This is a genomic window from Nonomuraea sp. NBC_00507, from assembly GCF_036013525.1.
GTDB lineage: Bacteria > Actinomycetota > Actinomycetes > Streptosporangiales > Streptosporangiaceae > Nonomuraea.
In genome coordinates, this window is record NZ_CP107853.1 from 24,596 (window position 1) to 51,012 (window position 26,417).

At 69.6% G+C, this 26,417-nt stretch carries 26 protein-coding genes and 1 pseudogene; 15 read left to right on the top strand and 12 right to left on the bottom strand.

Features of this window, described 5'->3' with window-relative positions; genetic code table 11:
* The first annotated feature begins 9 nt into the window (after positions 1-9).
* The 4 genes and pseudogenes from OHA25_RS00105 to OHA25_RS00120 all read left to right on the top strand — a co-directional run.
* Entirely contained in the window at positions 10-1,467 is a 1,458-nt protein-coding gene (locus OHA25_RS00105) for a benzaldehyde dehydrogenase (protein WP_327585633.1), read from the top strand.
* A gap of 172 nt (positions 1,468-1,639) precedes the next feature.
* A complete protein-coding gene (locus tag OHA25_RS00110; RefSeq protein WP_442942033.1) occupies positions 1,640-2,005 on the top strand; it encodes a type II toxin-antitoxin system RelE/ParE family toxin in 366 nt (121 codons plus the stop codon).
* Entirely contained in the window at positions 2,002-2,328 is a 327-nt protein-coding gene (locus OHA25_RS00115; protein WP_327585634.1) for a helix-turn-helix domain-containing protein, read from the top strand. Before OHA25_RS00110 ends, OHA25_RS00115 begins: the two co-directional genes overlap by 4 nt.
* 6 nt (positions 2,329-2,334) lie before the next feature.
* A pseudogene (locus tag OHA25_RS00120) lies at positions 2,335-2,745 on the top strand (aldehyde dehydrogenase family protein); the annotation flags it as partial.
* A gap of 42 nt (positions 2,746-2,787) precedes the next feature.
* On the opposite strand, the gene OHA25_RS00125 reads toward OHA25_RS00120, so the two are convergent.
* On the bottom strand, positions 2,788-3,639 hold the full coding sequence (locus OHA25_RS00125) for a bifunctional methylenetetrahydrofolate dehydrogenase/methenyltetrahydrofolate cyclohydrolase (protein WP_327585635.1): 852 nt from the start codon (positions 3,637-3,639) through the stop codon (positions 2,788-2,790).
* A 208-nt stretch (positions 3,640-3,847) separates the two neighbouring features.
* Between OHA25_RS00125 and OHA25_RS00130 the strand changes: the two genes are divergently transcribed.
* The 3 genes from OHA25_RS00130 (at position 3,848) to OHA25_RS00140 (ending at position 10,273) form a co-directional block, all read left to right on the top strand.
* Positions 3,848-7,987, top strand: coding sequence for an NEW3 domain-containing protein (locus tag OHA25_RS00130; protein WP_327585636.1), 4,140 nt, complete (start codon positions 3,848-3,850; stop codon positions 7,985-7,987).
* An 88-nt stretch (positions 7,988-8,075) separates the two neighbouring features.
* Positions 8,076-9,167, top strand: coding sequence for a DUF7158 domain-containing protein (locus OHA25_RS00135; protein WP_327585637.1), 1,092 nt, complete (start codon positions 8,076-8,078; stop codon positions 9,165-9,167).
* Positions 9,167-10,273, top strand: coding sequence for an ROK family protein (locus OHA25_RS00140; protein WP_327585638.1), 1,107 nt, complete (start codon positions 9,167-9,169; stop codon positions 10,271-10,273). Before OHA25_RS00135 ends, OHA25_RS00140 begins: the two co-directional genes overlap by 1 nt.
* Positions 10,274-10,305: 32 nt before the next feature.
* Here OHA25_RS00140 and OHA25_RS00145 read toward each other — a convergent pair whose 3' ends face one another.
* The 3 genes from OHA25_RS00145 to purN form a co-directional block, all read right to left on the bottom strand.
* A complete protein-coding gene (locus OHA25_RS00145; RefSeq protein WP_305920123.1) occupies positions 10,306-10,482 on the bottom strand; it encodes a hypothetical protein in 177 nt (58 codons plus the stop codon).
* Positions 10,483-10,606: 124 nt separating this feature from the next.
* A complete protein-coding gene (gene purH, locus OHA25_RS00150; RefSeq protein ID WP_327585639.1) occupies positions 10,607-12,145 on the bottom strand; it encodes a bifunctional phosphoribosylaminoimidazolecarboxamide formyltransferase/IMP cyclohydrolase in 1,539 nt (512 codons plus the stop codon).
* On the bottom strand, positions 12,142-12,771 hold the full coding sequence (gene purN / locus OHA25_RS00155; protein ID WP_327585640.1) for a phosphoribosylglycinamide formyltransferase: 630 nt from the start codon (positions 12,769-12,771) through the stop codon (positions 12,142-12,144). The genes purH and purN overlap by 4 nt, the downstream gene beginning before the upstream one ends.
* A 75-nt stretch (positions 12,772-12,846) precedes the next feature.
* On the opposite strand from purN, the gene OHA25_RS00160 reads away from it, so the two are divergent.
* A complete protein-coding gene (locus OHA25_RS00160) occupies positions 12,847-13,266 on the top strand; it encodes a hypothetical protein (protein ID WP_305920120.1) in 420 nt (139 codons plus the stop codon).
* Between the two features lie 235 nt (positions 13,267-13,501).
* Here OHA25_RS00160 and OHA25_RS00165 read toward each other — a convergent pair whose 3' ends face one another.
* The 3 genes from OHA25_RS00165 to sucC all read right to left on the bottom strand — a co-directional run bounded on the left by OHA25_RS00165 (position 13,502) and on the right by sucC (position 17,524).
* Positions 13,502-15,124, bottom strand: coding sequence for a cell division protein PerM (locus OHA25_RS00165; RefSeq protein ID WP_327585641.1), 1,623 nt, complete (start codon positions 15,122-15,124; stop codon positions 13,502-13,504).
* Positions 15,125-15,463: 339 nt separating this feature from the next.
* The gene (sucD, locus tag OHA25_RS00170; RefSeq protein ID WP_327585642.1) at positions 15,464-16,339 is read right to left on the bottom strand and encodes a succinate--CoA ligase subunit alpha; all 876 of its coding nucleotides are present in this window, start codon (positions 16,337-16,339) and stop codon (positions 15,464-15,466) included.
* A gap of 3 nt (positions 16,340-16,342) precedes the next feature.
* Positions 16,343-17,524 (bottom strand): ADP-forming succinate--CoA ligase subunit beta, encoded by a 1,182-nt coding sequence (gene sucC, locus OHA25_RS00175; RefSeq protein WP_327585643.1) that lies wholly within the window; start codon positions 17,522-17,524, stop codon positions 16,343-16,345.
* A 493-nt stretch (positions 17,525-18,017) separates the two neighbouring features.
* Here sucC and OHA25_RS00180 point away from each other — a divergent pair, with 493 nt between their 5' ends.
* Positions 18,018-18,878 (top strand): hypothetical protein, encoded by an 861-nt coding sequence (locus OHA25_RS00180; RefSeq protein ID WP_327585644.1) that lies wholly within the window; start codon positions 18,018-18,020, stop codon positions 18,876-18,878.
* 18 nt (positions 18,879-18,896) lie between these two features.
* Here the strand turns inward: OHA25_RS00180 and OHA25_RS00185 are convergent, their stop codons facing one another.
* The 4 genes from OHA25_RS00185 to galE form a co-directional block, all read right to left on the bottom strand.
* Positions 18,897-19,259 carry a VOC family protein gene (locus tag OHA25_RS00185; protein ID WP_327585645.1) on the bottom strand — a complete coding sequence of 121 codons (363 nt, stop codon included), beginning with the start codon at positions 19,257-19,259 and terminating at the stop codon, positions 18,897-18,899.
* Positions 19,256-19,507 (bottom strand): zinc ribbon domain-containing protein, encoded by a 252-nt coding sequence (locus OHA25_RS00190; RefSeq protein ID WP_327585646.1) that lies wholly within the window; start codon positions 19,505-19,507, stop codon positions 19,256-19,258. Before OHA25_RS00190 ends, OHA25_RS00185 begins: the two co-directional genes overlap by 4 nt.
* The gene (locus OHA25_RS00195) at positions 19,504-19,941 is read right to left on the bottom strand and encodes a MarR family winged helix-turn-helix transcriptional regulator (protein WP_305920113.1); all 438 of its coding nucleotides are present in this window, start codon (positions 19,939-19,941) and stop codon (positions 19,504-19,506) included. Before OHA25_RS00195 ends, OHA25_RS00190 begins: the two co-directional genes overlap by 4 nt.
* Positions 19,942-20,007: 66 nt before the next feature.
* Positions 20,008-20,985 (bottom strand): UDP-glucose 4-epimerase GalE, encoded by a 978-nt coding sequence (gene galE, locus OHA25_RS00200; protein WP_327585647.1) that lies wholly within the window; start codon positions 20,983-20,985, stop codon positions 20,008-20,010.
* A gap of 628 nt (positions 20,986-21,613) precedes the next feature.
* Between galE and OHA25_RS00205 the strand changes: the two genes are divergently transcribed.
* The 6 genes from OHA25_RS00205 to OHA25_RS00230 all read left to right on the top strand — a co-directional run bounded on the left by OHA25_RS00205 (position 21,614) and on the right by OHA25_RS00230 (position 25,597).
* Entirely contained in the window at positions 21,614-23,014 is a 1,401-nt protein-coding gene (locus tag OHA25_RS00205; protein ID WP_327585648.1) for a glutamate--cysteine ligase, read from the top strand.
* Positions 23,015-23,019: 5 nt separating this feature from the next.
* Positions 23,020-23,658 (top strand): neutral zinc metallopeptidase, encoded by a 639-nt coding sequence (locus tag OHA25_RS00210; protein ID WP_327585649.1) that lies wholly within the window; start codon positions 23,020-23,022, stop codon positions 23,656-23,658.
* Between the two features lie 84 nt (positions 23,659-23,742).
* Positions 23,743-24,003, top strand: coding sequence for a WhiB family transcriptional regulator (locus OHA25_RS00215; protein ID WP_305920109.1), 261 nt, complete (start codon positions 23,743-23,745; stop codon positions 24,001-24,003).
* Positions 24,004-24,079: 76 nt separating this feature from the next.
* Entirely contained in the window at positions 24,080-24,763 is a 684-nt protein-coding gene (locus OHA25_RS00220) for a CPBP family intramembrane glutamic endopeptidase (protein WP_327585650.1), read from the top strand.
* 208 nt (positions 24,764-24,971) lie between these two features.
* Positions 24,972-25,172 carry a type II toxin-antitoxin system VapB family antitoxin gene (locus tag OHA25_RS00225; protein WP_327585651.1) on the top strand — a complete coding sequence of 67 codons (201 nt, stop codon included), beginning with the start codon at positions 24,972-24,974 and terminating at the stop codon, positions 25,170-25,172.
* Complete coding sequence (locus OHA25_RS00230; protein WP_327585652.1) at positions 25,166-25,597, top strand: PIN domain nuclease; 432 nt, start codon at positions 25,166-25,168, stop codon at positions 25,595-25,597. The genes OHA25_RS00225 and OHA25_RS00230 overlap by 7 nt, the downstream gene beginning before the upstream one ends.
* 5 nt (positions 25,598-25,602) lie before the next feature.
* Here the strand turns inward: OHA25_RS00230 and OHA25_RS00235 are convergent, their stop codons facing one another.
* Positions 25,603-26,322: a PIG-L deacetylase family protein gene (locus OHA25_RS00235; RefSeq protein ID WP_327585653.1), complete on the bottom strand. Its 720-nt coding sequence runs from the start codon at positions 26,320-26,322 to the stop codon at positions 25,603-25,605.
* Between the last annotated feature and the right edge of the window lie 95 nt (positions 26,323-26,417).

Below are 26,417 nucleotides of genomic sequence, written 5' to 3' on the forward strand. Positions count from 1 at the left end.
AGGCTCACCATGACATTCCTGGACCCCAAGATCTGGACCGGCCTGGTCTTCGACGGCGGCTGGACGGCCTCGCGCGCCGGTGACGCGCCGGTCGTCGAGCCGGCGACGGGCAACGAGCTCGGCCGTGCGGGCACGGCCGGCGCCGACGACGTGGCCGCGGCCGCCCTGCGGGCACGCCAGGAGCAGCGGGCGTGGGCGGCCACCCCATACGAGGAGCGGGCGGCGGTGCTGCGCCGCGCCGGGCGGCTCTTCGAGGAGCACGCGCAGGAGATCCAGGACTGGATCGTCCGCGAGTCCGGCGGGGTGCCCGGCAAGGCCGCCTTCGAGACGCACGTGGCGGCGCAGGAGTGCTACGAGGCGGCGGCGCTGGCCTCGCAGCCGCTCGGCGAGGTGCTGCCGACCTCGCGCAAGCGGCTCAGCTTCGCGCGGCGGGTGCCGGTGGGCGTGGTCGGGGTGATCGCGCCGTTCAACTTCCCGCTGATCCTCGGCACCAGGTCGGTGGCTCCGGCGCTCGCGCTCGGGAACGCGGTCGTCTTCAAGCCGGACCAGCGCACCGCCGTCTGCGGCGGGTTCGCGATCGCCCGCGTCTTCGAGGAGGCGGGGCTGCCGAGCGGCCTGCTGCACGTGCTGCCCGGCGGCGCCGAGACCGGGCAGGCCCTGGTGACCGACCCGAACATCCCGGTGATCTCCTTCACCGGCTCGAGCGCGGCCGGGCGCAAGGTCGGGGAGGCGGGGGCGCGCCTGCTCAAGCGGGTGCACCTGGAGCTGGGCGGCAACTCGGCGCTGGTCGTCTTCGACGACGCCGACCTCCAGCCGGCCGTGTCCGCCGCCTCGTGGGCGTCGTTCTTCCACCAGGGGCAGATCTGCATGACGGCGGGCCGGCATCTGGTGCACGAATCGGTGGCGGAGGAGTACGTCGAACGCCTCGCCGCCAAGGCCGACGCCCTGCCGGTCGGCGACCCGGCCACCGGTCAGGTCGCCCTCGGCCCGCTCATCGACCCCGGACAGCGGGACCGGGTGCACCGGCTCGTCACCGACAGCGTGTCGGCCGGGGCCAGGCTCGCCGCCGGCGGGACGTACGACCGGCTGTTCTACCGGCCCACCGTGCTGGCCGGGGTGCCGGCCCACGCGCCGGCGTACGCGGAGGAGGTGTTCGGGCCGGTGGCGCCGGTGATGACGTTCTCCTCGCTGGAGCAGGCGGCGGCGCTGGCCGCCGACACGGAGTACGGCCTGTCGCTCGGCATCCTCACCCGCGACGTCATGAAGGGGCTGGCGCTGGCCGACCTGGTGCCGACGGGCATCGTGCACATCAACGACCAGACGGTGGACGACGAGGCCGTGGCACCGTTCGGCGGGGTGGGCGCCTCGGGGACCGGCACGAGGTTCGGCGGGCCCGCCAACGCGGACGCCTTCACGGAGACCCAGTGGGTCACCGTACAGGGGGACGTGGCGGCGTACCCCTTCTAGCGAGACTGCAAGGCGCCGGGGATCTCGGCGCCTTGCAATCGTTCACCTTGCTTGGCGTTCTGCGGCCTCCACCACATCTAGCGCCACGTAACCAGCGATTCGGTACTTATGGGCAGGCCATCACGAAAGATCGATAGTATGCGAGCATACTTACGGCGTGTATCATGGTGCTGTGACCTATCGCCTGGAGATCGTCATGGAGGTGCGGGACTGGCTGCACCAGCTGCGCCACGCAGACCGCGACAGCGCCATCCTGGTCGGCCAGGCGATCACAGCGCTACTCGAAGAAGGGCCAAGCCTCGGAAGACCTCTGGTTGACCGGATCAAGGGCTCAAATCTGCACAACCTCAAGGAACTCCGTCCGGGCTCTGCCGGGACAACAGAGATAAGGATCCTGTTCATCTTCGACCCGAGCCGGAATGTAGTCCTCCTCGTCGCCGGCGACAAGGCAGGGCAGTGGTCTTCCTGGTACCGAGAGGCGATTCCATTGGCAGAGGCCCGGTATACGACCTACCTGAAGGAGAAGGAGGAGTCATGAGCAGCACCCACGGCTACGACCGCGAAGGCTTCCTCTCTGAGTTCTTTCCCGACGCCGATGATCGGGCAGAGGTCGAGGCCGGCGCCCAAGCCCTCATCAACGTCAGTCGAGCTCACCGACTGGCCGAGATGCGCAAACGTCTGGGGCTGACACAGGCTGAGGTCGCAGAGCGGATGAACGTGCGCCAAGAGCGCGTCTCCGCGATCGAACGAGCCAAGGTCGACGCCAGCGAACTGAGAACCCTGGCGGCCTACATCAAGGCACTGGGTGGACGCATGGAGATCATCGCCGACTTCGGGGGCGAACGTCTCGTGGTCGGCTGAGCGCTGCGCCTTGCCGCCGGCGGGACGTACGACCGGCTGTTCTACCGGCCCACCGTGCTGGCCGGGGTGCCGGCCCACGCGCCGGCGTACGCGGAGGAGGTGTTCGGGCCGGTGGCGCCGGTGATGACGTTCTCCTCGCTGGAGCAGGCGGCGGCGCTGGCCGCCGACACGGAGTACGGCCTGTCGCTCGGCATCCTCACCCGCGACGTCATGAAGGGGCTGGCGCTGGCCGACCTGGTGCCGACGGGCATCGTGCACATCAACGACCAGACGGTGGACGACGAGGCCGTGGCACCGTTCGGCGGGGTGGGCGCCTCGGGGACCGGCACGAGGTTCGGCGGGCCCGCCAACGCGGACGCCTTCACGGAGACCCAGTGGGTCACCGTACAGGGGGACGTGGCGGCGTACCCCTTCTAGCGAGACTGCAAGGCGCCGGGGATCTCGGCGCCTTGCAATCGTTCACCTTGCTTGGCGTTCTGCGGCCTCCACCACGTTGGAGAGCAGGAGGGCACGGGTCATGGGGCCGACGCCGCCCGGGTTGGGCGTGAGGAAGCCGGCGACCTCCGCCACGTCCGGCGCCACGTCGCCGGCGATCTTGCCGTCCACCCGGGAGACCCCCACGTCGAGGACGGCCGCGCCGGGCTTGACCATGTCGCGGGTGATCAGGCCGGGCACGCCCGCCGCCGCCACCACGATGTCCGCGCGGCGCACGTGGCCGGCCAGGTCCTGGGTGCCGGTGTGGCACAGGGTCACGGTGGCGTTTTCGCTGCGGCGGGTCAGCAGGAGGCCCAGCGAGCGGCCCACCGTGATGCCGCGCCCGACCACGGCCACCTCGGCGCCCTTGATCGGCACGCCGTATTCCTGCAGGAGCAGCACGATGCCGTGCGGGGTGCACGGGAGCGGCGCGTCCACCATGTGGACGAGGCGGCCGAGGTTGACCGGGTGGAGGCCGTCGGCGTCCTTGGCCGGGTCCATGCGCTCCAGCAGGGCCATCGTGTCGAGGTGCTTGGGGAGGGGGAGCTGGACGATGTAGCCGGTGCACTCGGGGGAGGCGTTGAGCTGGTCGATGGCCGCCTCGACCTCGGCCTGCGTGGCGGTGGCCGGCAGGTCGACGCGGATGGAGGCGATGCCCACCTCGGCGCAGTCACGGTGCTTGCCTGCCACGTAGATCTGGCTGCCCGGATCGTCGCCCACGAGCACGGTGCCCAGGCCGGGTGTGATGCCGCGGTCCTTGAGCGCGGCCACTCGGGTCGTGAGGTCTGCCTTGATCTTGGCGGCGGTCGCCTTGCCATCGAGTTTCACTGCGCTCATGCAGGCAATCCTTCCATGCCTCCGTCCGCCCCTCGCACCGGCCTGACCCGCCGGCGCACGCGCAGGAGGAGGAGGGCTCGCAAGTTATCCACAGACCCCAGCCAACCAGCACAGGTTATCCACAGACAGTCTTTGACATCGTTGTCATTGATCTTCGAAGGGCCTAGTGTTACGGGCGCCAGCATCACGCTGTCCACGGAGGTCCCCCTTGCCTGTCCGCCTGTTGTCCGCCGAGTCGACCGACCTCTTCGTAGGCTCCGAGGCCGAGCCGCACCAGGTGCTCCGCGTCACCGTCGCCCAGGGAGAGCGCGACACGCCCCTGGAGCTGCGCGGCGAGGGCGTGCGGCTGGCCGAGCCGGTGACCGTGCCCGCCACCGCCTCCGGCGTCCTGGAGATTCCCCTGACCATGACGGCACCGCCCGGCGCCGCCCTGCCGTGCGTGCTGACGCTGGGCGAGGAGTCCCTGGAGATCACGGTCACGGCCGAGGAGCCGGGCTGGACGATGCACATGGTGTCCCACTTCCACTACGACCCCGTGTGGTGGAACACCCAGGCGGCCTACACCAGCCCGTGGGAGCTGCTCTCCGCCGACGCCACCACCAGACCCCTCTGGGAGCGAAACGCGTTCGCGCTGGTCGAGGCGCACATCGAGCTGGCACTGCGTGACCCCGACTACCGTTTCGTGCTGGCCGAGGTCGACTATCTCAAGCCGTTCTTCGACACCCATCCCGAACGACGGGCCGATCTGCGCGCCCTCATGGCCGAGGGGCGGGCCGAGCTGATCGGCGGCACCTACAACGAGCCCAACACCAATCTGACCGGCGCCGAGAGCACCATCCGCAACCTCGTCTACGGGATCGGCTACCAGCGCGACATCCTGGGCGGCGATCCGCGCACGGCGTGGCAGCTGGACGTGTTCGGGCACGACCCGCAGTTCCCCGGTTATCTGGCGGCGGCGGGGCTGACCGGCAGCGCGTGGGCGCGCGGGCCGTTCCACCAGTGGGGGCCGATCCACAAGAACTTCCAGCAGGCCAAGAACGACGCGGCCATGATGCAGTTCCCGAGCGAGTTCGAGTGGATCTCGCCATCCGGGCAGGGCGTGCTCACCCACTACATGCCCGCCCACTACTCGGCGGGCTGGTGGATGGACTCCGCGCCCACGCTGGAGGACGCCTGCCAGGCGGTCTACGACCTCTACCGGTCCCTCAAGCCCGTGGCCGCGACGAAGCACGTCCTGCTCCCCGTGGGCACCGACTACACACCGCCCAACAAGTGGGTCACCGACGTCCACCGCACGTGGGCGGCCCGCTATGTGTGGCCGAGGTTCGTGTGCGCCACCCCACGGGACTTCCTGAACGCCGTCCGCGCCGACATGTCGCATTTCAGCCCCCAAACCCGCGATATGAACCCCATCTACACCGGCAAGGACGTCTCCTACATCGACACCAAGCAGGCGCAGCGCGCCGCCGAGGTGGCCGCGCTCGACGCCGAGCGGCTGTCGGCGTTCGCGCAGGCGCTCGGCCTCGGCCGCTACCCGCACACGGCACTGGACAAGGTGTGGCGGCAGCTGGCCTACGGCGCGCACCACGACGCGATCACGGGCTCGGAGTCCGATCAGGTCTACATCGACCTGCTGACCGGCTGGAGGGAGGCCTACGACCTGGCCACGGCCGCCAGGGACACCGCCCTGGACGCCCTGACCGGTCAGATCGCGGTGGACGCGCCGAGCGTGGTGGTCACGAACACGCTGCCGTTCGCCCGTGACGGGCTGGCACGCGTGCGCCTGCCTGCCGGTCACACGGTGGCCGGCGTGCCGGCCGTGGTGGAGGACGGCACGGTGACCTTCCTGGCCCAGGACGTTCCCTCGCTGGGCTGGCGCACTTACCGGATGGTTCCCGGCTCCCCCACCACCTGGCAGCCCGCACCGGCGCACGGCGCCATCACGATCGAGAATGACCGCTGGCGCATCACCGCCGACCCCTCCCAAGGCGGCGGCCTGACCTCGATCCTCGACCGGGCCTCGGGCCAGGAGCTGCTGTCCGGGCTCGGCAACGAGTTGCGCCTCTACCACGAATACCCCCAGCACCCTGACATGGGCGAGGGCCCCTGGCACCTCATCCCCACAGGCCACGCCGTGGGCTCGGCCGGCACCCGGGCGATGAGCGCCCGCACGGAGACGAGCGCGATCGGCCGGCGCCTGATCGTCACCGGTGAAGTGGGGGAGATCTCGTACGAGCAGACCGTCACCCTGCTCACCGGCTCCGACCGCATCGACTTCACCACCCGCGTGCTCGATCACACCGGCGCCGACCGCCTGCTCCGCGTCCGTTTCCCCGCGCGGGTCGAAGGCGCGCTGCCGGTGTCGGACGTGTCGGGCGCCGTGGTGGGCCGCGGTTTCGCGCTCCCCGACGTGGACACGGCCGAGCATCCATGGACGCTCGACAACCCGGCCAACACGTGGTTCGGCCTGTCCGCCACCGCCAAGGTCGATCTCGGCGAGGCCGGCGCGCGGGCGCTGGGCGTGGCCGAGGTCGTGGTGCCTACGCTCGCCGACGCCCCGGAGGCCCGCGACCTGGTGGTCGCGCTGGCCCGCGCGGGCGTGACCGCCACCACGTCATCGGCCTCCGGCACCCGATACGGCTGGCTGGACGTCGACTCGAACCTCCCGGACGTACGCATCATCGTGGGCGGCCCCGACACCAACCCCGTGGCCGCCGATCTACTCGCCCAGGCCGACCCGGTCTATCTGGATGCCCTGAAGTCGGGCGCGCCCCGCGTGTGGGTCCCCGCAGAACGCCCGCTGGCGGAGGTCTGGCAGCCGAGCGCCGACCTGCGTGACCTCCGTGCCCTGCCCGCCCTGATCGTCGCCGGTCCCATCGCGGACCTGGTGGTCGATCTGGCCGACGCCACGATCGACGCCGTGTGCCCGCTGGGGGCGGAGCGCCTGGAGGACCGGACGGTCGCGCTGCTGACGTACGGCCTGCCCGGCTTCGCCGTCGACCCGGACGGGGCTCTGCACCTGTCGCTGATGCGTTCCTGCACGGGCTGGCCCTCGGGCATCTGGCTGGATCCGCCCCACCGCACGACCCCCGACGGCTCGGGATTCCAGCTCCAGCACTGGACCCACGAGTTCTCCTACGCACTGGTCGCCGGCGACGGCGACTGGCGCGCCCTGCGCCTGCCCGCCGCAGGCCAGGAGCACATCACCCCGCTCCTGCCCCGCACGCTGAACGCCCAGGACGGCGAGCTCCCGCCGGCCCACTCGCTCCTCACACTCTCGCCGCCCCGCGACGTGCTCGTGAGCACCATCAAGGCGACCGGCAACCCGCACGCCCACGGCCGCACCGCCGAGCCCGACCGTGGCGTGACCATCCGCTTGATCGAATCGACCGGCCTGGGCGCCCAGGTCGAGATCGACTCCCCGATCCTCCCGCTGACCGACCTCACCCATGCGGATCTGCTGGAACGTCCCGGCGCACCGGCCTTCGACCTCACCATGACCGGCTTCGAGGTCGCGACCTTCCTGGCCAGCGCCCCGCCCCCACCGGCACGGCCCGAGCTCGGACCCACGACCGAGCAGGCCCAGCCCGTCTACAGCCGCTACTGGCTGCACAACAAGGGCCCGGCGCCGCTTGGCTACCTCCCGATCTCCATCGCCGTCGGCCCCGGCCTCGTCACCTCACCAGAGGGCCCCTTTGAGCTGGAGGTCGTGGTCTCCTCCCACCTGACCGAGGAGCCCCACGAAGGCGTGGTCGATCTCCGGGTCCCGCCCGGCTGGATCGCCACCCCGGTCCAACGGCCCTTCCGCCTGTCCCCTGGTGGCCACGTACGTTTCCCGGTCACCGTGACGCCGCCGCAGACGGACACGGGCCTGCACTTCATCTCCGCCCGCACCTTCGTCGCCGGCCAGCTCATCGAGGACGTCGCCACCGTGGCCGTGGGCGACGCCCCCGAACTCCCCGTCCCGGGCCTGCCCCTGGCCTCGGGCACCGCCGTCAAGGGGACCAGTTCGCCCGAGGCCCGCCCGACCGGCCTCTCGGTCAGCCCGGTCACGGACGTCCTCTCCCTCCATCCCGGCGACCGCACCGCCCTCGTCCTCCGACTCACCAACACCACGGCAGACGAGGTCCGCGGTGAATCCCAGCTGGCATCACCCTGGGGCACGTGGACCCTGCTCCCCCGGGTCATCCAGGGCTTCACCGTGGCGGCCGGCGAAACAGCGGAGGTGTCGTTCCCGGTGGAGGTGCCCGCGGACGCACCAGACGGGCATGCCTGGGCACTCGCCAAGGTCATGTGGTACGGCCGTTGCCAATACTCCCCGGCGATCCGCCTGGAGGTGACCCGATGAGACCCCTAGGCGGGCCTCGCAGTAAGGATGGTGCCCTAGTGACGGTCGATCGCCACCACGGCCGGGCAGCCCGCCGCGAGGTGCCCCGATGAGCCATCACGTCCATCACCGCCCAGCGGCGCCGGCGCACGCCGCTCTTGGACCCCGCGCCACCGCACCGGGACCGGAGGGTGTCATCGGCTGGGTCGATGACCGGCCGATCCCACGTGAGCACCTCGACCGGCGCCTCGCCGGCCTACGCGACGGCCCGCTCAGCGCGGCGCTGCCCGTTCCAGGCAGTTCTGAAGACCGCCAGCTGGCCCGGTGGCTGACCCAGGTCATCCTCACCGAAGCCCTGTGCGAGACCGCCGCCAGAGGCCTGGGCCTTGCTCCCGTGGAGGGCGGGCCGCTCGATCGGGTGGCGGCCGTCGAGCTGGGCTCGATCAACGCCGCCGCCTACAACGGCAGCCCGTGGGTGCGCGCCCTGTTCGAGCACGTCACCGCCATGGCAGAGATCCCATCGCAGTGGCGAGCCCGCACGTCCCCCCAACGCTCCCCCAGGCACGTTGTCCACCACCGTCTGTTCGCCGACAGGACGAGCGCCGAGCAGGCGGGACCGGACGACCTCGAACCCCTCGGCGCCGTGAGCCTCGACTCGCTGCCGGCCGCGATCGCCGAGGCGATCAAGCACCGGCCGTACGGCACGCTCGTAGGCCCGGTCGAGGACGCCCTGGGCTGGCACCTGGCCACAGCCGTCCCCACCTCACCCGGCCCCGATCATCCAGCCGTCCCCGCCTCACCCGGCCCTGATCACCCAGCCGTTCTCGCCTCACCCGGCCCCGATCAACCAGCCGTCCCCGCCTCACCCGGCCCTGATCACCCAGCCGTTCTCGCCTCACCCGGCCCCGATCAACCAGCCGTCCCCGCCTCATCCGGCCCCGATCATCCAGCTGTCACCTCCGCACACGGACAAGGAGTCGCCCCGACGCCAGAGCAAGGAATCTCCCCATCTCCTGGATCCCCCGGCCCTCCACGCCACTACAGCGCCTCCGCCCTGCCGGCGGATCGTTTGCTGGAGGCCGCGCGGCGGAGGGCCTTCGCCCGCCGGCTCGATGAGCTGCGTGCCGAGAAGGTCAAGCTAGTGCCCGGACTGGAACACCCTGGCGACCCTCGCCAGCCCGACAACCACCACAAACATTGATGACCTGCGTACTTGCCATTGATATCGGAGGAACCAAGCTCGCCGCCGCGCTGGTGGACGAGGCCGGTTCCGTCTTGTGCTCCGCTACCCGGCCCACGCCGCGTACGGACGTCATGTCCGCCCTGGCGGCTCTCATCACGGAGGTGACCGAGAGCGGCCCGCAACCGGTGGCCGCCGGGATCGGCTGTGCGGGCCCGCTGGACCTCGCCACCGGCACCGTGAGCCCGGTCAACATCGCCAACTGGCGCGGCTTCCCACTGCGCGAGGAGGTACAGAAGCTCACGGGGCTGCCCACCGTGCTGGCGGGCGACGCACAATGCTTCGCGCTCGGGGAGCATTGGCTGGGTGCGGGGCGCGACAGTCCGTCCTTGCTCGGCATCGTCGTGTCCACCGGCATCGGGGGCGGCATCGTGCTCGACGGCGCCCCGCTCCTGGGCCCGACCGGTAACGCCGGACATGTCGGGCATATGAGCATCGACCCCTACGGGGAACGCTGCGAATGCGGTGGCCGCGGATGCGTGGAGCGCTACTCCAGCGGCCCCAACCTTGCCCGCTGGGCTCTGGAGAACGGCTGGTCACCCAGCCCGTCGTCACCCGACCCCGCCGCCGCCACTCGCACCGATCAGGCCGGCACCGTTGAGACCGCCAGCACCAAAGAGATCGCCGGCGCCGCACAGCCCGCAGGCCCACCAGAGCCTGTCGGCCCAGCAGAGCCCATCGGCCCAGCAGAGCCTGTCGGCCCAGCGGGGACTGCCGGCTCAGCGGGGGCCGGTCGTACCGAGGTGAAGGCGGACGCGCGGGCCCTGGCGCGGGACGCCGCGGCGGGGGATGCGATCGCGCTCGCCGCGTTCGAGCGCGGCGCCAGAGCGCTGGCCGCTATGATCGCGTCCACCGCGGCCGCGGCAGAGGTCCAGACCGTGGTGGTCGGCGGCGGTGTGTCGGCCGCGGGCAAGGTGCTGTTCGAGCCGTTGCAGCGGGCGCTCGACGACGTGGCCGGCCTGCCCTTTGTCCGGGCGGTCCAGGTCAGGCAGAGCATCCTGGGCGTGCGTGCGAGCCTGGCCGGCGCCGCCAAGCTGGCCTGGCGGCTGCATCCACCGCACACGTGAGGCACACCCTGAGGCGGGCTCGATGACCAGGGCTAGTCGCGTTCGGCGCCCTGGGCTTCTCTGCGCTCGATGATCCGGCGGGTGAACGGGATGATCTCGACGACTCGGCTGCCGAGGTAGGCGCCGACGAAGGCGAGCACCAGGAGGACGACGGGGCTGGTGGCGAAGCCGTTCATGGTGACGAACGCCTGCAGGATCGCATCGAGCAAGGAGAACTCCGTGTGAATGGGCTCAGCGGGGAGGCACTCAGGCTAACCGGACATGACCCGTGCTCGCCCCCCCCAAACGCGCTAAAGGGCGACATGATCGCTCATGTCGCCCTTTAGTGGACGATCAGTGGAAGAAGTGGCGGGTGCCAGTGAAGTAGAGGGTGATACCCGCCTTCTCCGCGGCCTCCACGACCAGGTCGTCCCGGATGGAGCCGCCGGGCTCGACGATCGCCTTCACGCCCGCCTCCGCCAGCACCTCCAGCCCGTCAGGGAACGGGAAGAAGGCGTCCGAGGCCGCCACGGAGCCGGGCGCGCGCTCCCCTGCCCTGGTGACCGCCAGGCGGCAGGAGTCCACCCGGTTGACCTGCCCCATGCCTACGCCGACCGTGGCGCCGTCGCCGGCCAGCAGGATGGCGTTGGACTTCACCGAGCGGCAGGCGCGCCAGGCGAACTCCAGGTCGGCCAGCACCTCGGGTGAAGCAGGCTCGCCGGTCTTGAGCTCCCACTGCGACGCCGCATCGCCGGGCGCGTCGACCCGGTCGACGGTCTGCACCAGCAGCCCGCCGTCGATCTTGCGGAACTCGGTCGGCTGCGCCGGCCCCTCCGCGCAGGCCAGCAGCCGCAGGTTCTTCTTCTCGCGCAGCACCTCCAGCGCCTCCGCGTCGAAGGCGGGCGCGATGACGACCTCGGTGAACACGTCGGCGATCTGCCTGGCCAGCTCCACCGTGACCGGCCGGTTGACGGCGATCACCCCGCCGAACGCCGACACCGGATCGCAGGCGTGCGCCTTGCGGTGCGCGTCGGCCACGTCGGAGCCGATCGCGATGCCGCACGGGTTTTGGTGCTTGATGATGGCCACGCACGGGTCGGAGAAGTCCCAGGCGGCCCGCCACGCGGCATCGGCGTCGAGGTAGTTGTTGTAGGACATCTCCTTGCCGTGCAGCTGCTCGGCGTTGGCCAGCCCGCCGGCGCCGGCCGTGTAGAGCGCGGCACGCTGGTGCGGGTTCTCGCCGTAGCGGAGGGTCGACTTGCGTTCGTACGCGGCCCCCGTGAAGGCGGGGAACTCTGCCTGTTCGTACGCGCTCCCGAACCAGTTGGCCACGGCCACGTCGTACGAGGCCGTGTGAGCGTACGCGATGCCCGCGAGCCGCCGCCGCTCGGTCAGGGTGAAGCCGCCCTCGGCCAGGGCCGTGAGCACGTCGCCGTAGTAGCCGGGATCGACCACGACGGCGCAGGTGTTGTGGTTCTTCGCGGCGCCGCGGATCATGGCGGGCCCGCCGATGTCGATCTGCTCGACGCACTCCTCGTCGGAGGCGCCGGAGGCCACCGTCTGCTGGAACGGGTAGAGGTTGACCACGACCAGCTGGAACGGGTCGATCTCCAACTCCTGCAGCTGGGTCACGTGGTGCGGCTTGGTGACGTCGGCCAGCAGCCCGGCATGCACCCGCGGGTGCAGCGTCTTGACCCGCCCGTCGAGGCACTCGGGGAACCCGGTCAGCTGCTCGACCTTCGTCACCGGGATCCCGTACGACGAGATCGCGGCGGCCGTGCCGCCGGTCGAGACGATCTCCACCCCAGCGCCGTCGAGGGCCCTGGCCAGCTCCTCGAGCCCGGACTTGTCGTAAACAGCGATCAGCGCACGCTGGATGGCGATGCGAGTCACGTGGTTTCCCCTCCTGATTGGTTGCCGATGCGGACATGGCGTCCGCTGACCGTCCAGCCCTCGCGGGCCATCCGGCCGACGATCTCGACGAGTAGACGGCGCTCGACGGTCTTGATGCGCTCGTGCAGGACCGCCTCGTCGTCGTCCGGAAGCACGGGCACCGCCTCCTGGGCGACAATGGGCCCGGTGTCGATGCCCTCGTCGGCCAGCATCACCGTGCAGCCGGTGACCTTGACCCCGTGGGCCAGCGCGTCGCGCACGCCATGCGCGCCGGGGAAGGACGGCAGCAGCGCCGGGTGGGTGTTGAGCACGGGGAAGGCCTCGAGCGTCGGCGTACCCAAAATCTTCATGAAGCCTGCCGACACCACCAGGTCGGGTTCGTACGATGCGATCTTGGCCGCGATCGCGCGATCCCAATCCGCCCTTGTCGGATAATTGCCCAATTTTTCGACAAAAGTCGGGACGCCTGCCTTAGCGGCCCGGACCAGCCCCTCGATCCCCTCCCTGTCGGCGCCGACCGCCACCACGCGAGCCCCGTACGACGGGTCGGCAGAAGCGTCCAGCAGGGCCTGTAGGTTGGTTCCAGAGCCGGAGACGAGGACGACGAGCCGCCCAGCCTTAGACACGCGCACTCTCCAAGAGGAAAACAGGGTGGGCTGCCAGGGTATCTGTTCCTCACCCGGCGACGCAGAGGAGGTCAGGTGTCGACACCGGTGCAGGCACCGGCAGGCCAGCAGCCCGCCGAATCGGCGGGTCGCCGAGCGATTTGGTTGTCCATCGCAGCGCTGGCCATGACGTTCATGTTGCCGCTCGCCGGCCTGGTCATGGCGCTGTTCGCGCTGGCGGCCGGGATCCGGGCGCTGCCGCTGCTGAAAGCCGCGAGCAAGCCCACGGGGATAGCCGTGGGAGGCATCGCCATCTCCTCGATCGCGCTGGCGCTGTCGGCCATGGCCACGGGGATGCAGCTTTACCTGATGGATGAATACGCCGCCTACCAGGAGTGCATGAAGGGCGCTGGCACGGTGTCCTCGCAGGGCGAGTGCTTCACCCAGTTCCGAGACGCGGCCGAGCGCAAGCTGCCCCCGGACGTCCTCGAACTCCTGGGCGCCATGCAGCCCTGAGCCGGTCGGTTCTCCCGGTCGTCGCCACCCGGCAGCGCACCCACTGTGCGGCGTCACGGCGGCGCGCCCTGTTCATGGTCGCGTTCGCTACGGGCCTTCGTTGGCACCGAGCCTCGCTCTCTCCGGCCCAGGCTCATCGGGTTGGAGATCGTCTCCCGGAACAAGCGTCTCCTGGGACAGAGGGAACCTCGACGGCGCGTGGGGCAACCACGTCGCAGCGTAAAGGAAAAACGGATCAGTCTTTGTCCCAAGCGTAGGGATCGAGATAGATCACATGACCGCCGCGGTCGTCGGACTCGTCGACGATGTCGTTACGCGGCGGGCGTGTCTCCACCACGCGGGGACGCGCTTGAGCCAGCGTCTCCTCGGCCGCCGAGGCGTGCTCGTCCTGCCAGTCGTCCCTGATGACCGGGATCTCCTGAGTATCCGCCTCGGTGGCGTCCATCCAGTGGCCGGGCAGCGGGCGCGGGTCCGACTCCGCCAAGCCCACCTTGCTCGCCGCCTTGGCGATCGCCGCGCCCGCCTTGCGTACCGGGGCGGCCGCCTTGTCGAGCGGCGTGCGGGCCCGCTTGTTGATCAGCAGCAGGTTCGTCACGCCGGCGGAGATGCCCGCGGCCACGCCGACCTCGAGCGCTACCGACAACGCCACTTCCCAAGGTGAGGGGCCGATCGCCGCCAGCCGTCCGCCGCCGATGGGCCCACCGGACAGCGCCGCCAGCGTCCCCGCCACTACCCCGGTGGACACTCCGGTGAGGAATCCCCAGAGCGGCGCCGCCTCATACGACGGCGACGGCGAGATCCTGGCCACCATCACCCCCGCCACGGCCCCCGCCGCGAACGGCAGCGCGATCACCGCCATCATCCACGCCGGCACCGGCCCGCTTTCCGGCAACGCCCCCAGCAACGGCAGGCTCGGCACCGTGCCGAGCTGCACGCCCGTGGGCGCGACCAGAGTGTCCGCACCGATGGCGAACCCCGGTCCGGCGATGTACGAGGACGCCCAGATGACGACGTTGAGCAGATAGAGCAACTGGAGCAGCACCAGGAGCAGCCCGCCCACGAGCCCGGGCGACAGGACGCTGGACAGCTCCCTGACCTGGTCGAAGTTCAGCACGACAGCGACCAGCACCAGTGCCAGCCCGGCCACCAGCAACAACGCGGTGGCCATCGCCGTGCCGACGGTGAGCGCGCGCACCCGCTCGGGCAACAGCCGGAGCATCACCCGCCAGGGCCCGATCATCCGCGCGGTGGCCAGCGCCCCCGCCAGGAACGCCAGCACGAAATGGCTGAACAACGCCTCACCGATGAACGGCTGCGTGATGTCGTTGCTCGCCACGAGCGCGATCAGCCCGGCCAGCAGCGCGTACGGGGCCGCCAGCGACACTCCCGCCTGCACCACCAGCACCAGTTGGGCCCGGCGGCGGGCCTGGGCCTTCTCCCGCGGGCTGTTCTTGGGCAGCCGCGCGGGCAGCCGGAGCCGCAGGTCGGCATCGCGCGCCATCCAGCGTCCCGCCCGATAGAGCAGCACGGCCGGCAGCATGATCAGCCCGAGTGGCAACAACCCGACCCGCCCGCCGGGGATCGCGAACCCGGCGTGGTGCGCGGCCAGCCAGAGCTGCGCCGCCGTACGGAACACACCCGGCAGCCCGGAGCCCAGCGTGCCGCGCGGGGCGGCGATCCACCCGACCAGCGTGAGCGTGGTGAGTGCGGCCAAGCCGACGCCCAGCGTGCATGCCGCGGCCAGCATGCCCGACACGGGCAGCGGTCGCCTGGACTCGTCGTCGTCGCCAGGGACCCGGGGGAGCTTGCCGAGCACCGACCGGGGGGCAGCGCGCAACTGGTCGATAATCGCCGTCACAGTAGGTGATTTTCTCAACCTTTCCCAACCAGTGCTTGGTTGACGCGCCGGGGGATTAATATTCAATCTTTTACGCTGCGACGCGGCCGCCCCAAGCACCGTCGTTGGTCGCCCTCTGTCCAGGGGGACGCTTTCTAACCCGGTCACTGGAGCGATGAGCGGCGCGCCCTGCTTATGGTCGCATTCGCTACGGGTCTCCGTTGGCATCGTGGGCCGCTCACCGGGGCGGCTGACGGACGCCTCGTGCCCCACGCGGCGTCTCCCCCATCAGACGATCTGCGCTGTCCACACATGGGAAAGCCCCGCGCGGTGTGCCGCGCGGGGCCTTCTTGGCGATGATCAACGAGCCTGCATGATCTCGCGCATGAGGCGTGCCGTTTCCGACGGGGTCTTGCCGACGCGGACGCCCACCTTCTCCAAGGCTTCCTTCTTGGCTTGGGCGGTGCCGGCCGAGCCGGACACGATGGCGCCCGCGTGACCCATCGTCTTGCCCTCGGGCGCGGTGAAGCCGGCCACGTAGGCGACCACGGGCTTGGTCACGTGCTGCTCGATGTAGGCCGCGGCCCGCTCCTCGGCGTCGCCGCCGATCTCACCGATCATCACGATGGCGTCGGTGCCCGGGTCCTCCTGGAAGGCCTGGAGCGCATCGATGTGCGTGGTGCCGATGACGGGGTCGCCGCCGATGCCGACCGCGGTCGAGAAGCCGAAGTCGCGCAGCTCGTACATGAGCTGGTAGGTCAGCGTGCCGGACTTCGAGACCAGGCCGATGCGGCCGGCGGTGGTGATGTCGGCGGGGATGATGCCGGCGTTGGAGGCGCCGGGAGAGGCGATGCCGGGGCAGTTGGGGCCGATGATGCGGGTCTTGTTGCCCTTGGTGACGGCGTAGGCCCAGAACTCTGTGCTGTCGTGCACCGGGACGCCTTCGGTGATCACCACGACGAGCGGGATCTCGGCGTCGATGGCCTCCTTGACGGCGTCCTTGGTGAACGCCGGAGGCACGAACACGACCGACACGTCGGCGCCGGTCTGCTCCATGGCCTCCTTGACCGTGCCGAACACGGGCAGGCCCTCGTGAACGGTGCCGGCCTTGCGGGCGTTGACGCCGCCCACGACCTTGGCGCCGGAGGCGAGCATGCGGCGGGTGTGCTTGGTGCCCTCCCCGCCGGTCATGCCCTGAACGATGATCTTGCTGTTCTCGGTCAACCAGATGGCCATGAGTTACGCACCTACCGCAGCGAGCTCGGCGGCACGCTTGGCCGCGTCGTCCATCGTGTCTACCAGCTCGACCCGCGGGAGCGCGGCGTCGGCCAGGATCTGTCGCCCGAGCTGGGCGTTGTTGCCGTCGAGGCGGACCACCAGCGGGTGGGTCACGGCCTCGCCCCGGCTCTCCAGCAGCTTGAACGCCGAGACGATGCCGTTGGCGACGGCGTCGCAGGCGGTGATGCCGCCGAAGACGTTCACGAAAATCGACTTCACGTCGGGGTCGGAGAGGATGATCTCCAGGCCGGCGGCCATGACCTCAGCCGACGCGCCACCACCGATGTCGAGGAAGTTGGCGGGGGACGGCTTGCCGGGGAACGCCTCACCGGCGTAGGCCACGACGTCGAGGGTGGACATGACCAGGCCCGCGCCGTTGCCGATGATGCCGACGTCGCCATCGAGCTTGACGTAGTTGAGGTCCTTCTCCTTGGCCGCGGCCTCGAGCGGGTCCTCGGCGGCCTTGTCGGCCAGCGCCTCGTGCTCCTGCTGGCGGAAGGAGGCGTTGTCGTCGAGCGTGACCTTGCCGTCGAGCGCCTTCACCTGGCCGTCGGCCGACAGGATCATGGGGTTGACCTCGACGAGCGTGGCGTCCTCGTCGACGAAACAGCACCAGAGCTTCTCGATGAGCTCGGCGGCGCCGTCGAGCGACTTCTCCGGCAGCCCGCCGGCCACCGCGATCTCGCGGGCCTTGGCCCGGTCGATGCCGGTCAGCGCCGAGACCGGCACCTTGGCGACCTTCTCGGGGGCGCTGTGGGCGACCTCTTCGATGTCCATACCGCCGGCGGCGGAGCAGATCGCGAGGAACGTACGGTTCGCACGGTCGAGCAGGAAGGAGAAGTAGTATTCCTCCGCGATCGCGCTGGCCTCCTCCACGAGCACCTTGTGGACCGTGTGGCCCTTGATGTCCATGCCCAGGATGGCGGTGGCCTTCTCGACGGCGTCGGCGGCGTCGTCCGCCACCTTCACGCCTCCGGCCTTGCCCCGGCCACCGGTCTTGACCTGGGCCTTGACGACGACGCGGCCGGTCAACTGCTCAGCGGCCGCCCGCACCTCCTCCACCGTGTGGGCGACGATGCCGCGCGGCACCGGGATGCCGTAGTCAGCGAAGAGCTCCTTCGCCTGATGTTCGAACAGGTCCACGAGGGTCCGTCCTTGCTTATCCGACTGATGTTCGACGGCCCGGGCAACCCGTGCGTGCCGGGCGTTTCCGCCAGTGAAGCCTAGCCCCAAGCTTGACCTGCCCAGGTCACCGGGTCATGGTTCTCCCACTATGTGACGCTGATCTCACTTCCAAGACTCACCTCCGGCCTCACTTCCGGCAAGGGTGCCCAGATGATGATCTGCACGAGAAATGCACCGATTCGCCGCCGGAGCGCCCGAGGGCCGATATATGACCGTGATCTTTAATGGCCAGGATTCCTGGGGCCCCCGGTTATCCGATGCGAAGGAAACCGAGGGCCATTCCCGTCCGTGATCGCCATGGGACGTTACGTGTATGCGCAGGATTACCGATATCCACGACGCGTACCGGAACGCTAGGATCACGACCCAGCTTTTCCCTACCTCGCTTCACCCCGAGGCATGAAAGTTTCGGCGGGAAGCACCGGTAATCCCCCTCAACGAAGGAATCCGCATGAAGCGCATGCTCGCCGGCGTGGTGTTAGCCACCACGGCCACCCTGGTCGCCGCGACCCCCGCAATGGCCGCCGCACCGAAGAACCCCGTCGTCGCGGTGAAGAAGCACCTCGCTCCCGGCAAGGGAGTCAAGTTCACCGAGCGGACCACCCTCGACGTCGAAGGGGACCGTAAAATCTTCGTCCGGCGCAGCGGTACCCTGCAGTTCAGCAAGTCCGGCATCGCGGCCTCGGACAGCACCGGCAAGTTCAACATCTCCCTGAAGGACCTGGGCGCGGACGCGGACGACGCCCCGGAGCTGCTCAAGGCTCTGGCTTCACCGGAACGCACGATCCGGGTCGGCACCACGTCATACCTGTCCGGAGGCATGTGGGCGACCCTGCTGCCCGAGGGCAAGAACTGGTTCAAGCACCCCAAGGGCCCGACCGGTGGCGTGACCGGCATCTACAGCCAGCCGGTGAACCTCGCCGAGCCCGCCACGCTCAAGACCCTGTTCAAGAGCGCCAAGCCCGCCAGTGGCGGCTACGCCGGCAAGATCACGGTGGGCGACCTGTGGAAGGTGTCCCCGTGGTTCCGCGCCACCGGGCTCTCCAAGCCCTCGGCGAAGGCCCTGAAGAGCACGATCAGCTGGCGGCTCGCGGTGAACTCCGCCGGCCTGCCCACCCGGCTGGTGTCGACCTTCCCGATGTCCGCCCTGTCCGGCGGGAAGGGCAGCGTGAGCGTGGACACCAGGTTCTCCGGCTGGGGCACCGCCGTGTCGATCAAGGCGCCGCCGGCGGATGAGGTCGCCACCGAGTTCGAGAACGGTGAGGACGACGCGTCCGTCATCTGGGACTCGCTCGCCGGCGTCGGCAGCTGATCCAGCTATCTGATCGTCTCAGCCCTCTCCCGTCGCCAGGCGGGAGAGGTGCGGCTGCTTGGCGTAGTCGGTGAGGCCGATGACGTTCCCCCATGGGTCCGACAGCTCCACCGTCCAGCCCGTGAACACCTCGAACGGTTCCACGCCCAGCTCGGCCGCCGCGGCGCGGGCGTCGGGGACCTCAAGCCAGACGCGCATGGAGCCGGGACCGGCCTCTTGGACGCGTACCAGCAGGCCGGGGGTCTCCTCCCCGATCGCGTAGAGGGCCATCTCCCCTGTCGAGAACTTCTCCGTCAGCCCCAGCACGCCACCGTAGAACTCCTTGGCCCGATCGAGGTCGGCCACGCCGACCAGGACATTGTCGACGCCCAGGATCCTCATGCCATCAGCCTCGGGTGGTCGCGCCAGGCGGGCATCGTGCGCATGTAGGCCCTGGTGGCCTCCTCGGCCTCGGGCCTCGGCCGGCCCGTGCGCTGGACCTCCCACTGCACCATCCGCTCGAACCGCTCGCCGAAGTCCTGCAGCGTCCCGTCGGTGTTGGAGCAGTAGCGGCACCAGGTGCTGCCGGGGCGGCCCGGCGCGTGGTCCTCGGCGCTCTCCATCGGCATTCCGCAGCTCTCGCAGCTCATGACCCGTCCTCTCCGTCTCTCAGGAGCGCGCGGAGCCCGGTCACGAGCCCCTGGCGTTCCTGCGGCGTCATCGTCCGCACGGCCTGCGCCAGCAGGTCGTCCTCGAGCACCCGCGGCGCCGCCGCCGCGGCGGCCGCCCTTCCCTCTTCGGTGACCCAGACGAACACCCGCCGCCGATCGCGCTCGTCCCTGATCCTGGCCACCAGGCCGCGTTCTTCGACCCGGGTGACCAGCTCGGTGGTCGCGGCCTTGGACAGCTGCAGGTGCTCGGCCAGCTCGCTCAGCGTGAGCGGCCCCGCAGCCAGCAGGTGGCCGAGCACAGCGTGCATCCGGGCGGTCAGCCCGGCCGCGATCGGCCTTCTCGACGCCTTGAATCGCCGGTAGACCGCCGGGTAGAGCCGTGCCACCTCGCGGGCCGCCTCAGCTTCTTCCATGTTTTCTTTCGTGTACGAACAGTTCGTATACGAATCGTATGACGAGACGCCGCGCCGGTCCAGGGTCTATCCGAGTCGCGACTCGCGCAGGCGCGCCCATTCGAGCGAGTGCCTGATGCCCTCCTCGACGGAGTAGCGGGCCTGCCAGCCGAGCAGGCTGCGGGCGCGGTCGCTGCGGGTGTAGGCGCCGGCCACGTCGCCGGGGCGGGCAGGGGCCTCGACGACCTCGATCGGGCGGTCGACGACGCGGTTGAACGCCTCGACCAGCTCGCGGACGGTGGTGCCCGCGCCGGTGCCCAGGTTGATCACGCTTGCCGTCAGATCGTCGAATCGCCGCAGGGCCTCGACATGCGCGGCAGCCAGGTCCCAGACGTGGACGTAGTCGCGAATGCCGGTGCCGTCCCTGGTCGGGTAGCCGGTGCCGGTGATCTGGAAGGGCACCCGGTCCTCGTACGCCTCGATCATCTTGCCGAGGGCGTGGCTGGGGCGCCGCAGTTGCAGGCCGGTGCGCATCGTCGGGTCGGCGCCGATGGGGTTGAAGTAACGCAAGGAGAGGATCTTGATGGGGCGGGTGGCGGCGATGTCGGCGAACATGGCCTCGCACACCGCCTTGGTCTGCGCATATGGGCTCATGGGGTCGAGCGGGGAGTCCTCGTCTACCGTGTGGTCCTCGCCCGTGCGGTAGATCGAGGCGGAGGAGCTGAAGATCATCCGGGTGCAGCCATTGCGGAGCAGATGGTCGGCGAACTCCAGGCTCTTTGTCACATTCGCGCGGTAGTAGCCGATGGGGTCGGCCACGGAGTCGGGCACGACGATGAGTGCCGCGCAATGGATGACAGCCTCGATATCGGGGTTTTCGGCAAATATCTTGTCAATCAGCGGGCCGTCGCTGATATCCCCCTCGTAGAACGCCCGCCCGTCGGCGAACTCCCGCCGCCCGGTCACGAGACTGTCGAGAATCACGGGCGAGATTCCGGCATCCAGACACGCCGAGGCCACCGTGCTGCCGATATAACCCGCCCCACCACTAACCAAAACACGCATCCCCGAACCTTATCTTCGCGCGCCGCCTTCTTCGCGCGCCGCCATCTTCACGCGCCGCCATCTTCACGCGCCGCCATCTCGGCGCGACGCCATCTTCACGCCGCGCCATCTCCACGCCGCGCCACCTCCACGCGACGCCATCTCCACGCGACGCCACCTCCACGCGACGCCGTACAGGGCTGGGCTTTCAAACCCCCATCTTGTACGGCTTCGCCGACTGGGCCGCCACCCACCGCACTTCGGCTGGCGGAGCGGCGAGCCTGTGGCGGAGAGCGGCAGCTTGCGTGACCAGCGGAGCCCGTGCGAGCGCGACCATGAGCAGGGCCCTCCAGGAACACGGCCTCTGAGCCCTTCAGTGGCTGAGCACCGTTACGGAGCGCATCCTGGGCCAAGTCCGTGGTCAGCGCTGGACCCAGGCCGTCGCCGTCGCCGGACCCAGGCCGTCGCCTGAATCAAGGCCAGGACGCCGCAAGGCCTTCGCCTGGGTCGGGTTCGGTAAAGGTTTGGAGGAAAGGGTGGGTGGGTGACCTGGTCTTGGGGGCGTTGGCGTGCGACATTTCCAGATATGGGCAGGGACGTGCCGGTGGTGGTCTTCAGCCGCGAACATCGGCGGAAATATCGTGAAAAGGTGCGACGATGTCTCGACGTCTTCGCCCAGATGCTGCGTGAAGCTCGCTTCGAGCTCGAACGCCCCCTCGCCGGCCTGGAGATCGAGCTCAACATCGTGGACGCGGACGGCGAGGCCGCCATGCGCAACGCCGAGGTGCTCGCGGCCATCGAGCAGCCGGACTGGGCCACCGAGCTGGGCCAGTTCAACATCGAGATCAACATCGAACCCCAGGAGCTGAGCGGCGAGGGCGCGCTCCACCTGGAGAACGACGTGCGGGCCCGGCTCAACCATGCGGAGTCACGCGCCCGCTCCGAGGGCGGGCACCTGGTCCTGATCGGCATCCTGCCCACGCTGCGCGAGCAGGACATCGGCGAGGGCACGCTCTCGGCGAACCCCCGCTACCGCCTGCTCAACGAGCAGATCTTCGCCGCCCGCGGCGAGGACCTGCATCTGTGCATCGAAGGCGTCGAACGCCTCGACACGCACGCCGACAGCGTGGCGCCCGAGGCCGCCTGCACGAGCGTGCAGCTCCACCTGCAGGTGAGCCCCGAGGCGTTCGCCGCGCACTGGAACGCCGCCCAGGCCATCGCGGGGGCGCAGGTCGCGGTCGCGGCCAACTCCCCTTACCTGTTCGGCAAGGAGCTGCACCGCGAGACCAGGATCACGCTGTTCGAGCAGGCCACGGACACGCGGCCGGCCGAGCTCAAGGCGCAGGGCGTGCGGCCGCGCGTGTGGTTCGGCGAGCGGTGGATCACGAGCGTCTTCGACCTGTTCGAGGAGAACGTCAGCTACTACCCGGCCCTGCTGCCGCTCTGCGAGGACGAGGACCCGCGTACCGAGCTCGAACAGGGACGCACACCCCAGCTCCACGAGCTGACCCTGCACAACGGCACCATCTACCGCTGGAACCGGCCCGTGTACGCGGTGGTGAACGACATGCCGCACCTGCGCGTGGAGAACCGCGTGCTGCCCGCCGGGCCCACCGTGGCCGACGTCGCGGCCAATGCCGCCTTCTACTACGGTCTGATGCGCGTCTTGCCGTACGCCGAGCGGCCGATCTGGAGTCAGATGTCGTTCCAGGCGGCGGAGGACAATCTCAGCGCCGCGGCGCGGCACGGGCTGGACGCGCGGCTGTACTGGCCGGGGATGGGCGAGGTGCCCGCGGCCGAGCTGATCCTGCGCCGGCTGCTGCCCATGGCGCACGAGGGGCTGGCCAAATGGGGTGTCTCCCAGCCCGTCGCCGACCGGCTGCTCGCCATCATCGAGGGCCGCTGCCTGGCGGGGCGTACAGGGGCGACCTGGCAGGTGGAGCGGGTCAACGCACAGGGAGGCGACCGGCACGAGGCGCTGCGTGCCATGACCCTCGAGTACATCGAGCGCATGCACACGAATGAGCCGGTGCACCTGTGGGAGGTCTGAAGCCCGTGACCCTCCGTCCGCTGATCGTGGTCCTCGTCCTGCTGCTGGCCTCCTGCGGCATCGCCCGCCCACCGCCGATGAATCCGCAGGGCGAAGACCGGTTCGAAGACGATGTCCGCACGGCGCGGACGTTGACGGAGGAGTTCTGGAAGCAGCAGTTCGCCCAGCTTGGGGAGACATTTCGACCTATCGCCGACTTCGTCCCGTACTCCGGCGACTCGGGGCCGAGCTGCGGCGGTCAGCCCTCCGTGCCGAACAACGCCTTCTACTGCCCCGTGGGCCACTTCATCGCCTATGACGAGGCCTGGATGGAGGGCCTCTGGAACGAGATGGGGGACGGGTCGGTCTATGTGATCATTCCGCATGAGTTCGGCCATTCCATCCAGGCCCAGCTACGGTCTGACTTCCAGCTGAACGTGCAGATGGAGCTGCAGGCCGACTGCTACGCGGGCGGCACCCTGTCGGCACTGGTGAACTCCGGCGCGCTGACGGCGCAGCCGGGCGACGAAGAGGAACTGCTGACCAGCCTGGCGGCCGCCGGCGACCCCACCGATGACTGGCTGAACCCGGCCGCCCACGGCACGGCCGAGCAGCGGCAGGCGTCGTTCGCGAACGGCTACCGAGGCGGAGTGGGCGCCTGCTGAAGTCATGAGGTCTCCCGGGGGTGTACGCCCCGATCAACCCAGAGGATGATGTGGTCGATCATGACCAGGCCGTACCGTTGACCCATGCCACTGGAGGAGATCGGCTGGCTGCGCCGGGGGGCGTGTAGATCCAGCGACCCTGACCTCTTCTTCCCCCTCGCCCCCTCGCCTCTGCAGGAAGCGCGCGCCAAGGCGGTCTGCGCGGGCTGCCAGGTGATGGAGGAGTGCCGCTCCTACGCATTACGAGCGGGCGAGTCGGAGGGCATCTGGGGTGGCCTCACCCCGGAGGAACGCCGCCGCACCCGCTTCCCCGCGGGCTGGCGCAACTCGGCGGCCGCCTCCTGACCGGGGTCCTTCCGGAGACGGGGGCGATTGGCCCGAGGCGGGGCGAGACGGGCGCGTCGCGACGTAGCCTGCAAGGGTGCTCCTCCGCTCGATCGCCCTCCTCGTCGCCGCCAACCTCATGAACAACAAGGTCGCCCCCCGCCTGGGCCCACTGACCTCGACCGCCGCCACGGCCGCGCTGGTGGCGATGGCCCGTAGGAGCGGCCTGTCGTGGGAGGAGCTCGGTTTCGAGCGCGGCCGCCGCGGCGCGATCGCGGGCGGCGCCTTGGCCGCGGCGGTGGCCACCGCGTACACGGTGGGGATCTCGCACCCGCGCACCAGGCCGCTCTTCCACGACGAGCGTGCTCTGTCGCTCTCCCGCGCCCGCGTCCTGGAGGAAGCCCTCCTCCAGGTCCCGTTGGGCACGGTCCTCCTAGAGGAGGTGGGCTTCCGCGGAGCCCTGTACGCCATGCTGCGCCAACGGCACGGCACGGTCGCCGCCACGGCGGTCTCCTCGAGCTTGTTCGGGCTCTGGCACATCCTCCCGGCCATCGACATGGCCCGTGCCAACCCCGCCCTGGGCGCCCTGACGGCAGGTGAGTCCCCCAATCATCTGGACACTGCCCGTGTGGTGGCGGGAAGCGTGGTGTCCACGGCGGCGGCCGGAGTGCTTTTTTGCGAGCTGCGCCGTCACAAGGGTCTTCTGACACCGGTCATGCTGCACCTGGCGACCAACTCTTTGGGCTATCTCTTCGCCCGGATTGCCGCGAAGAAGAAGTAAGTCCGCGTGCTGTGGTCATTCTTTGAATGAGAGTTCTTCACCTATGGATGAAGATCCTCCCCCGTTCCATGGAGCGTTCCATACACGCCTGACCTCGATGCTTTACGGTCACCCGGGACGCTCTCCCCGAGGCCGGTGCCGCTTCGGGGAGTGCGTATATCAAGATCACAAGTTCTGATATACGCTGGAGGTACGGAGGTGGTGTTGCATGCGTACGGTAATCGACATCGACAAGGAGCTTCTGGAAGTCGCCCAGCACGAATTGGGGACTTCGACCATGAAGGAGACGGTCAACGCGGCCCTGAAGGAAATTGCCGGAAGGGCAAAGGGTCGCGAGGCCTTCGAGTACTGGCGTACCCGGGACAATACCGATCTTCTGGACCCGGAGATCATGAAGCATGCGTGGTAGCCACGGGCGTGGTCTACCTCATCGACAAGAGCGCGCTGGCGCGCATGCCGCACCCTGCGGTGCACCAGGCGCTCAAGCCGCTGATGCTCGACAAGATGCTCGCGATCTGCGAGGTCACGCAGCTGGAGGTGCTCTACAGCGCACGTGACCCAGAGGGCTATGAGCGGGACGCCTATCACCTGCGTGAGGACTTCCGCCTCCTCTCGATCCACGAGAAGGGGGTGGCGGCCCGCGCGCTGGACGTCCAGGCGTTGCTCGCGCGCAAATCGCACCACCGGGCGGTCGGGTCGAACGATCTGCTGATCGCCGCCTGTGCCGAGGTGCACGGAGCGACGGTCCTGCACTACGACCGCGACTTCGACATCATCGCCGAGGTCACCGGGCAACCCGCCCTATGGGTGGTGCCGCCCGGTTCCGTCCCGTAAAAATCTCAAGCGGTGGGGACCACCTGGAAGGCCTCCGCGTAGCGGCCCTCGCCGAAGCCGGCCTCTTCGGCCCAGGCGGCGAAGCGGCCCCTGACGAATTCGGCGAACCCTTCCACGTGCGACACCTGGCTCACATGCGACTGCAAGGCCGCGAGCTTGCGGTCGATGGCGTCGGTGATGTCCACCCAGTGGTTCGGGGTCGGACCGCCGTTCAGCCAGACCTCCCGCACCGTCCACGCCTTCAGGCCTTCGTCCTTCAGCAGCTCGGGGAAGGCGTAGGGGTTGCGGGCGTCCGGGTAGACGGCGTCCAGGGTGGCGCCGCCCACCGCGCGGTGGTCGGGGTGGCTGGGGGCGATGAATCGATAGTTGCGATCCGGGTGGTGGGTGATGACGAGGTCGGGTCGGACCTGGCGGATCACACGGGCGATGTCGCGCCGGAGCTCCAGCGAAGGCACCACCTGCCCGTCGGAGTAGCCGAAGAAGCGCACGTCCGTCACGCCGACGGCCTTGGCCGCGGCACGCTGCTCGCTCCTGCGGAGTTCGGCCATGCCGGAATTGTCCAGAGTACGTTCGTTGCCGCCCGCGTCACCATCCGTAATCAGCAGGTAAGTGACCTCCACTCCCCGGTCCACGAACAGCGCCACGCTCCCAGCGGCACCGAAATCGGCGTCGTCGGGATGCGCGGTCACGACGAGCACCCTGTTGATCTCGGCTTCCGGCAGCATCGCTCCCCCTCCTTGACCTTCCGTTGAAAGACAACCGGAGCCCTGCCTATGGCATTCCGTGCGCCGTTTGTCGGTGGGGAGTCTTAACCTAGACG

Excerpts from the sequence above, each read along its gene's own strand:
- OHA25_RS00105 (WP_327585633.1), top strand. The coding sequence starts at position 10 with ATGACATTCCTGGACCCCAAGATCTGGACCGGCCTGGTCTTCGACGGC.
- OHA25_RS00115 (WP_327585634.1), top strand. The coding sequence starts at position 2,002 with ATGAGCAGCACCCACGGCTACGACCGCGAAGGCTTCCTCTCTGAGTTC.
- OHA25_RS00125 (WP_327585635.1), bottom strand. The coding sequence starts at position 3,639 with ATGAGCGCAGTGAAACTCGATGGCAAGGCGACCGCCGCCAAGATCAAG.
- OHA25_RS00135 (WP_327585637.1), top strand. The coding sequence starts at position 8,076 with ATGAGCCATCACGTCCATCACCGCCCAGCGGCGCCGGCGCACGCCGCT.
- OHA25_RS00140 (WP_327585638.1), top strand. The coding sequence starts at position 9,167 with ATGACCTGCGTACTTGCCATTGATATCGGAGGAACCAAGCTCGCCGCC.
- sucD (WP_327585642.1), bottom strand. The coding sequence starts at position 16,339 with ATGGCCATCTGGTTGACCGAGAACAGCAAGATCATCGTTCAGGGCATG.
- OHA25_RS00180 (WP_327585644.1), top strand. The coding sequence starts at position 18,018 with ATGAAGCGCATGCTCGCCGGCGTGGTGTTAGCCACCACGGCCACCCTG.
- OHA25_RS00185 (WP_327585645.1), bottom strand. The coding sequence starts at position 19,259 with ATGAGGATCCTGGGCGTCGACAATGTCCTGGTCGGCGTGGCCGACCTC.
- OHA25_RS00190 (WP_327585646.1), bottom strand. The coding sequence starts at position 19,507 with ATGAGCTGCGAGAGCTGCGGAATGCCGATGGAGAGCGCCGAGGACCAC.
- OHA25_RS00195 (WP_305920113.1), bottom strand. The coding sequence starts at position 19,941 with ATGGAAGAAGCTGAGGCGGCCCGCGAGGTGGCACGGCTCTACCCGGCG.
- galE (WP_327585647.1), bottom strand. The coding sequence starts at position 20,985 with ATGCGTGTTTTGGTTAGTGGTGGGGCGGGTTATATCGGCAGCACGGTG.
- OHA25_RS00215 (WP_305920109.1), top strand. The coding sequence starts at position 23,743 with ATGCCACTGGAGGAGATCGGCTGGCTGCGCCGGGGGGCGTGTAGATCC.
- OHA25_RS00225 (WP_327585651.1), top strand. The coding sequence starts at position 24,972 with ATGCGTACGGTAATCGACATCGACAAGGAGCTTCTGGAAGTCGCCCAG.
- OHA25_RS00235 (WP_327585653.1), bottom strand. The coding sequence starts at position 26,322 with ATGCTGCCGGAAGCCGAGATCAACAGGGTGCTCGTCGTGACCGCGCAT.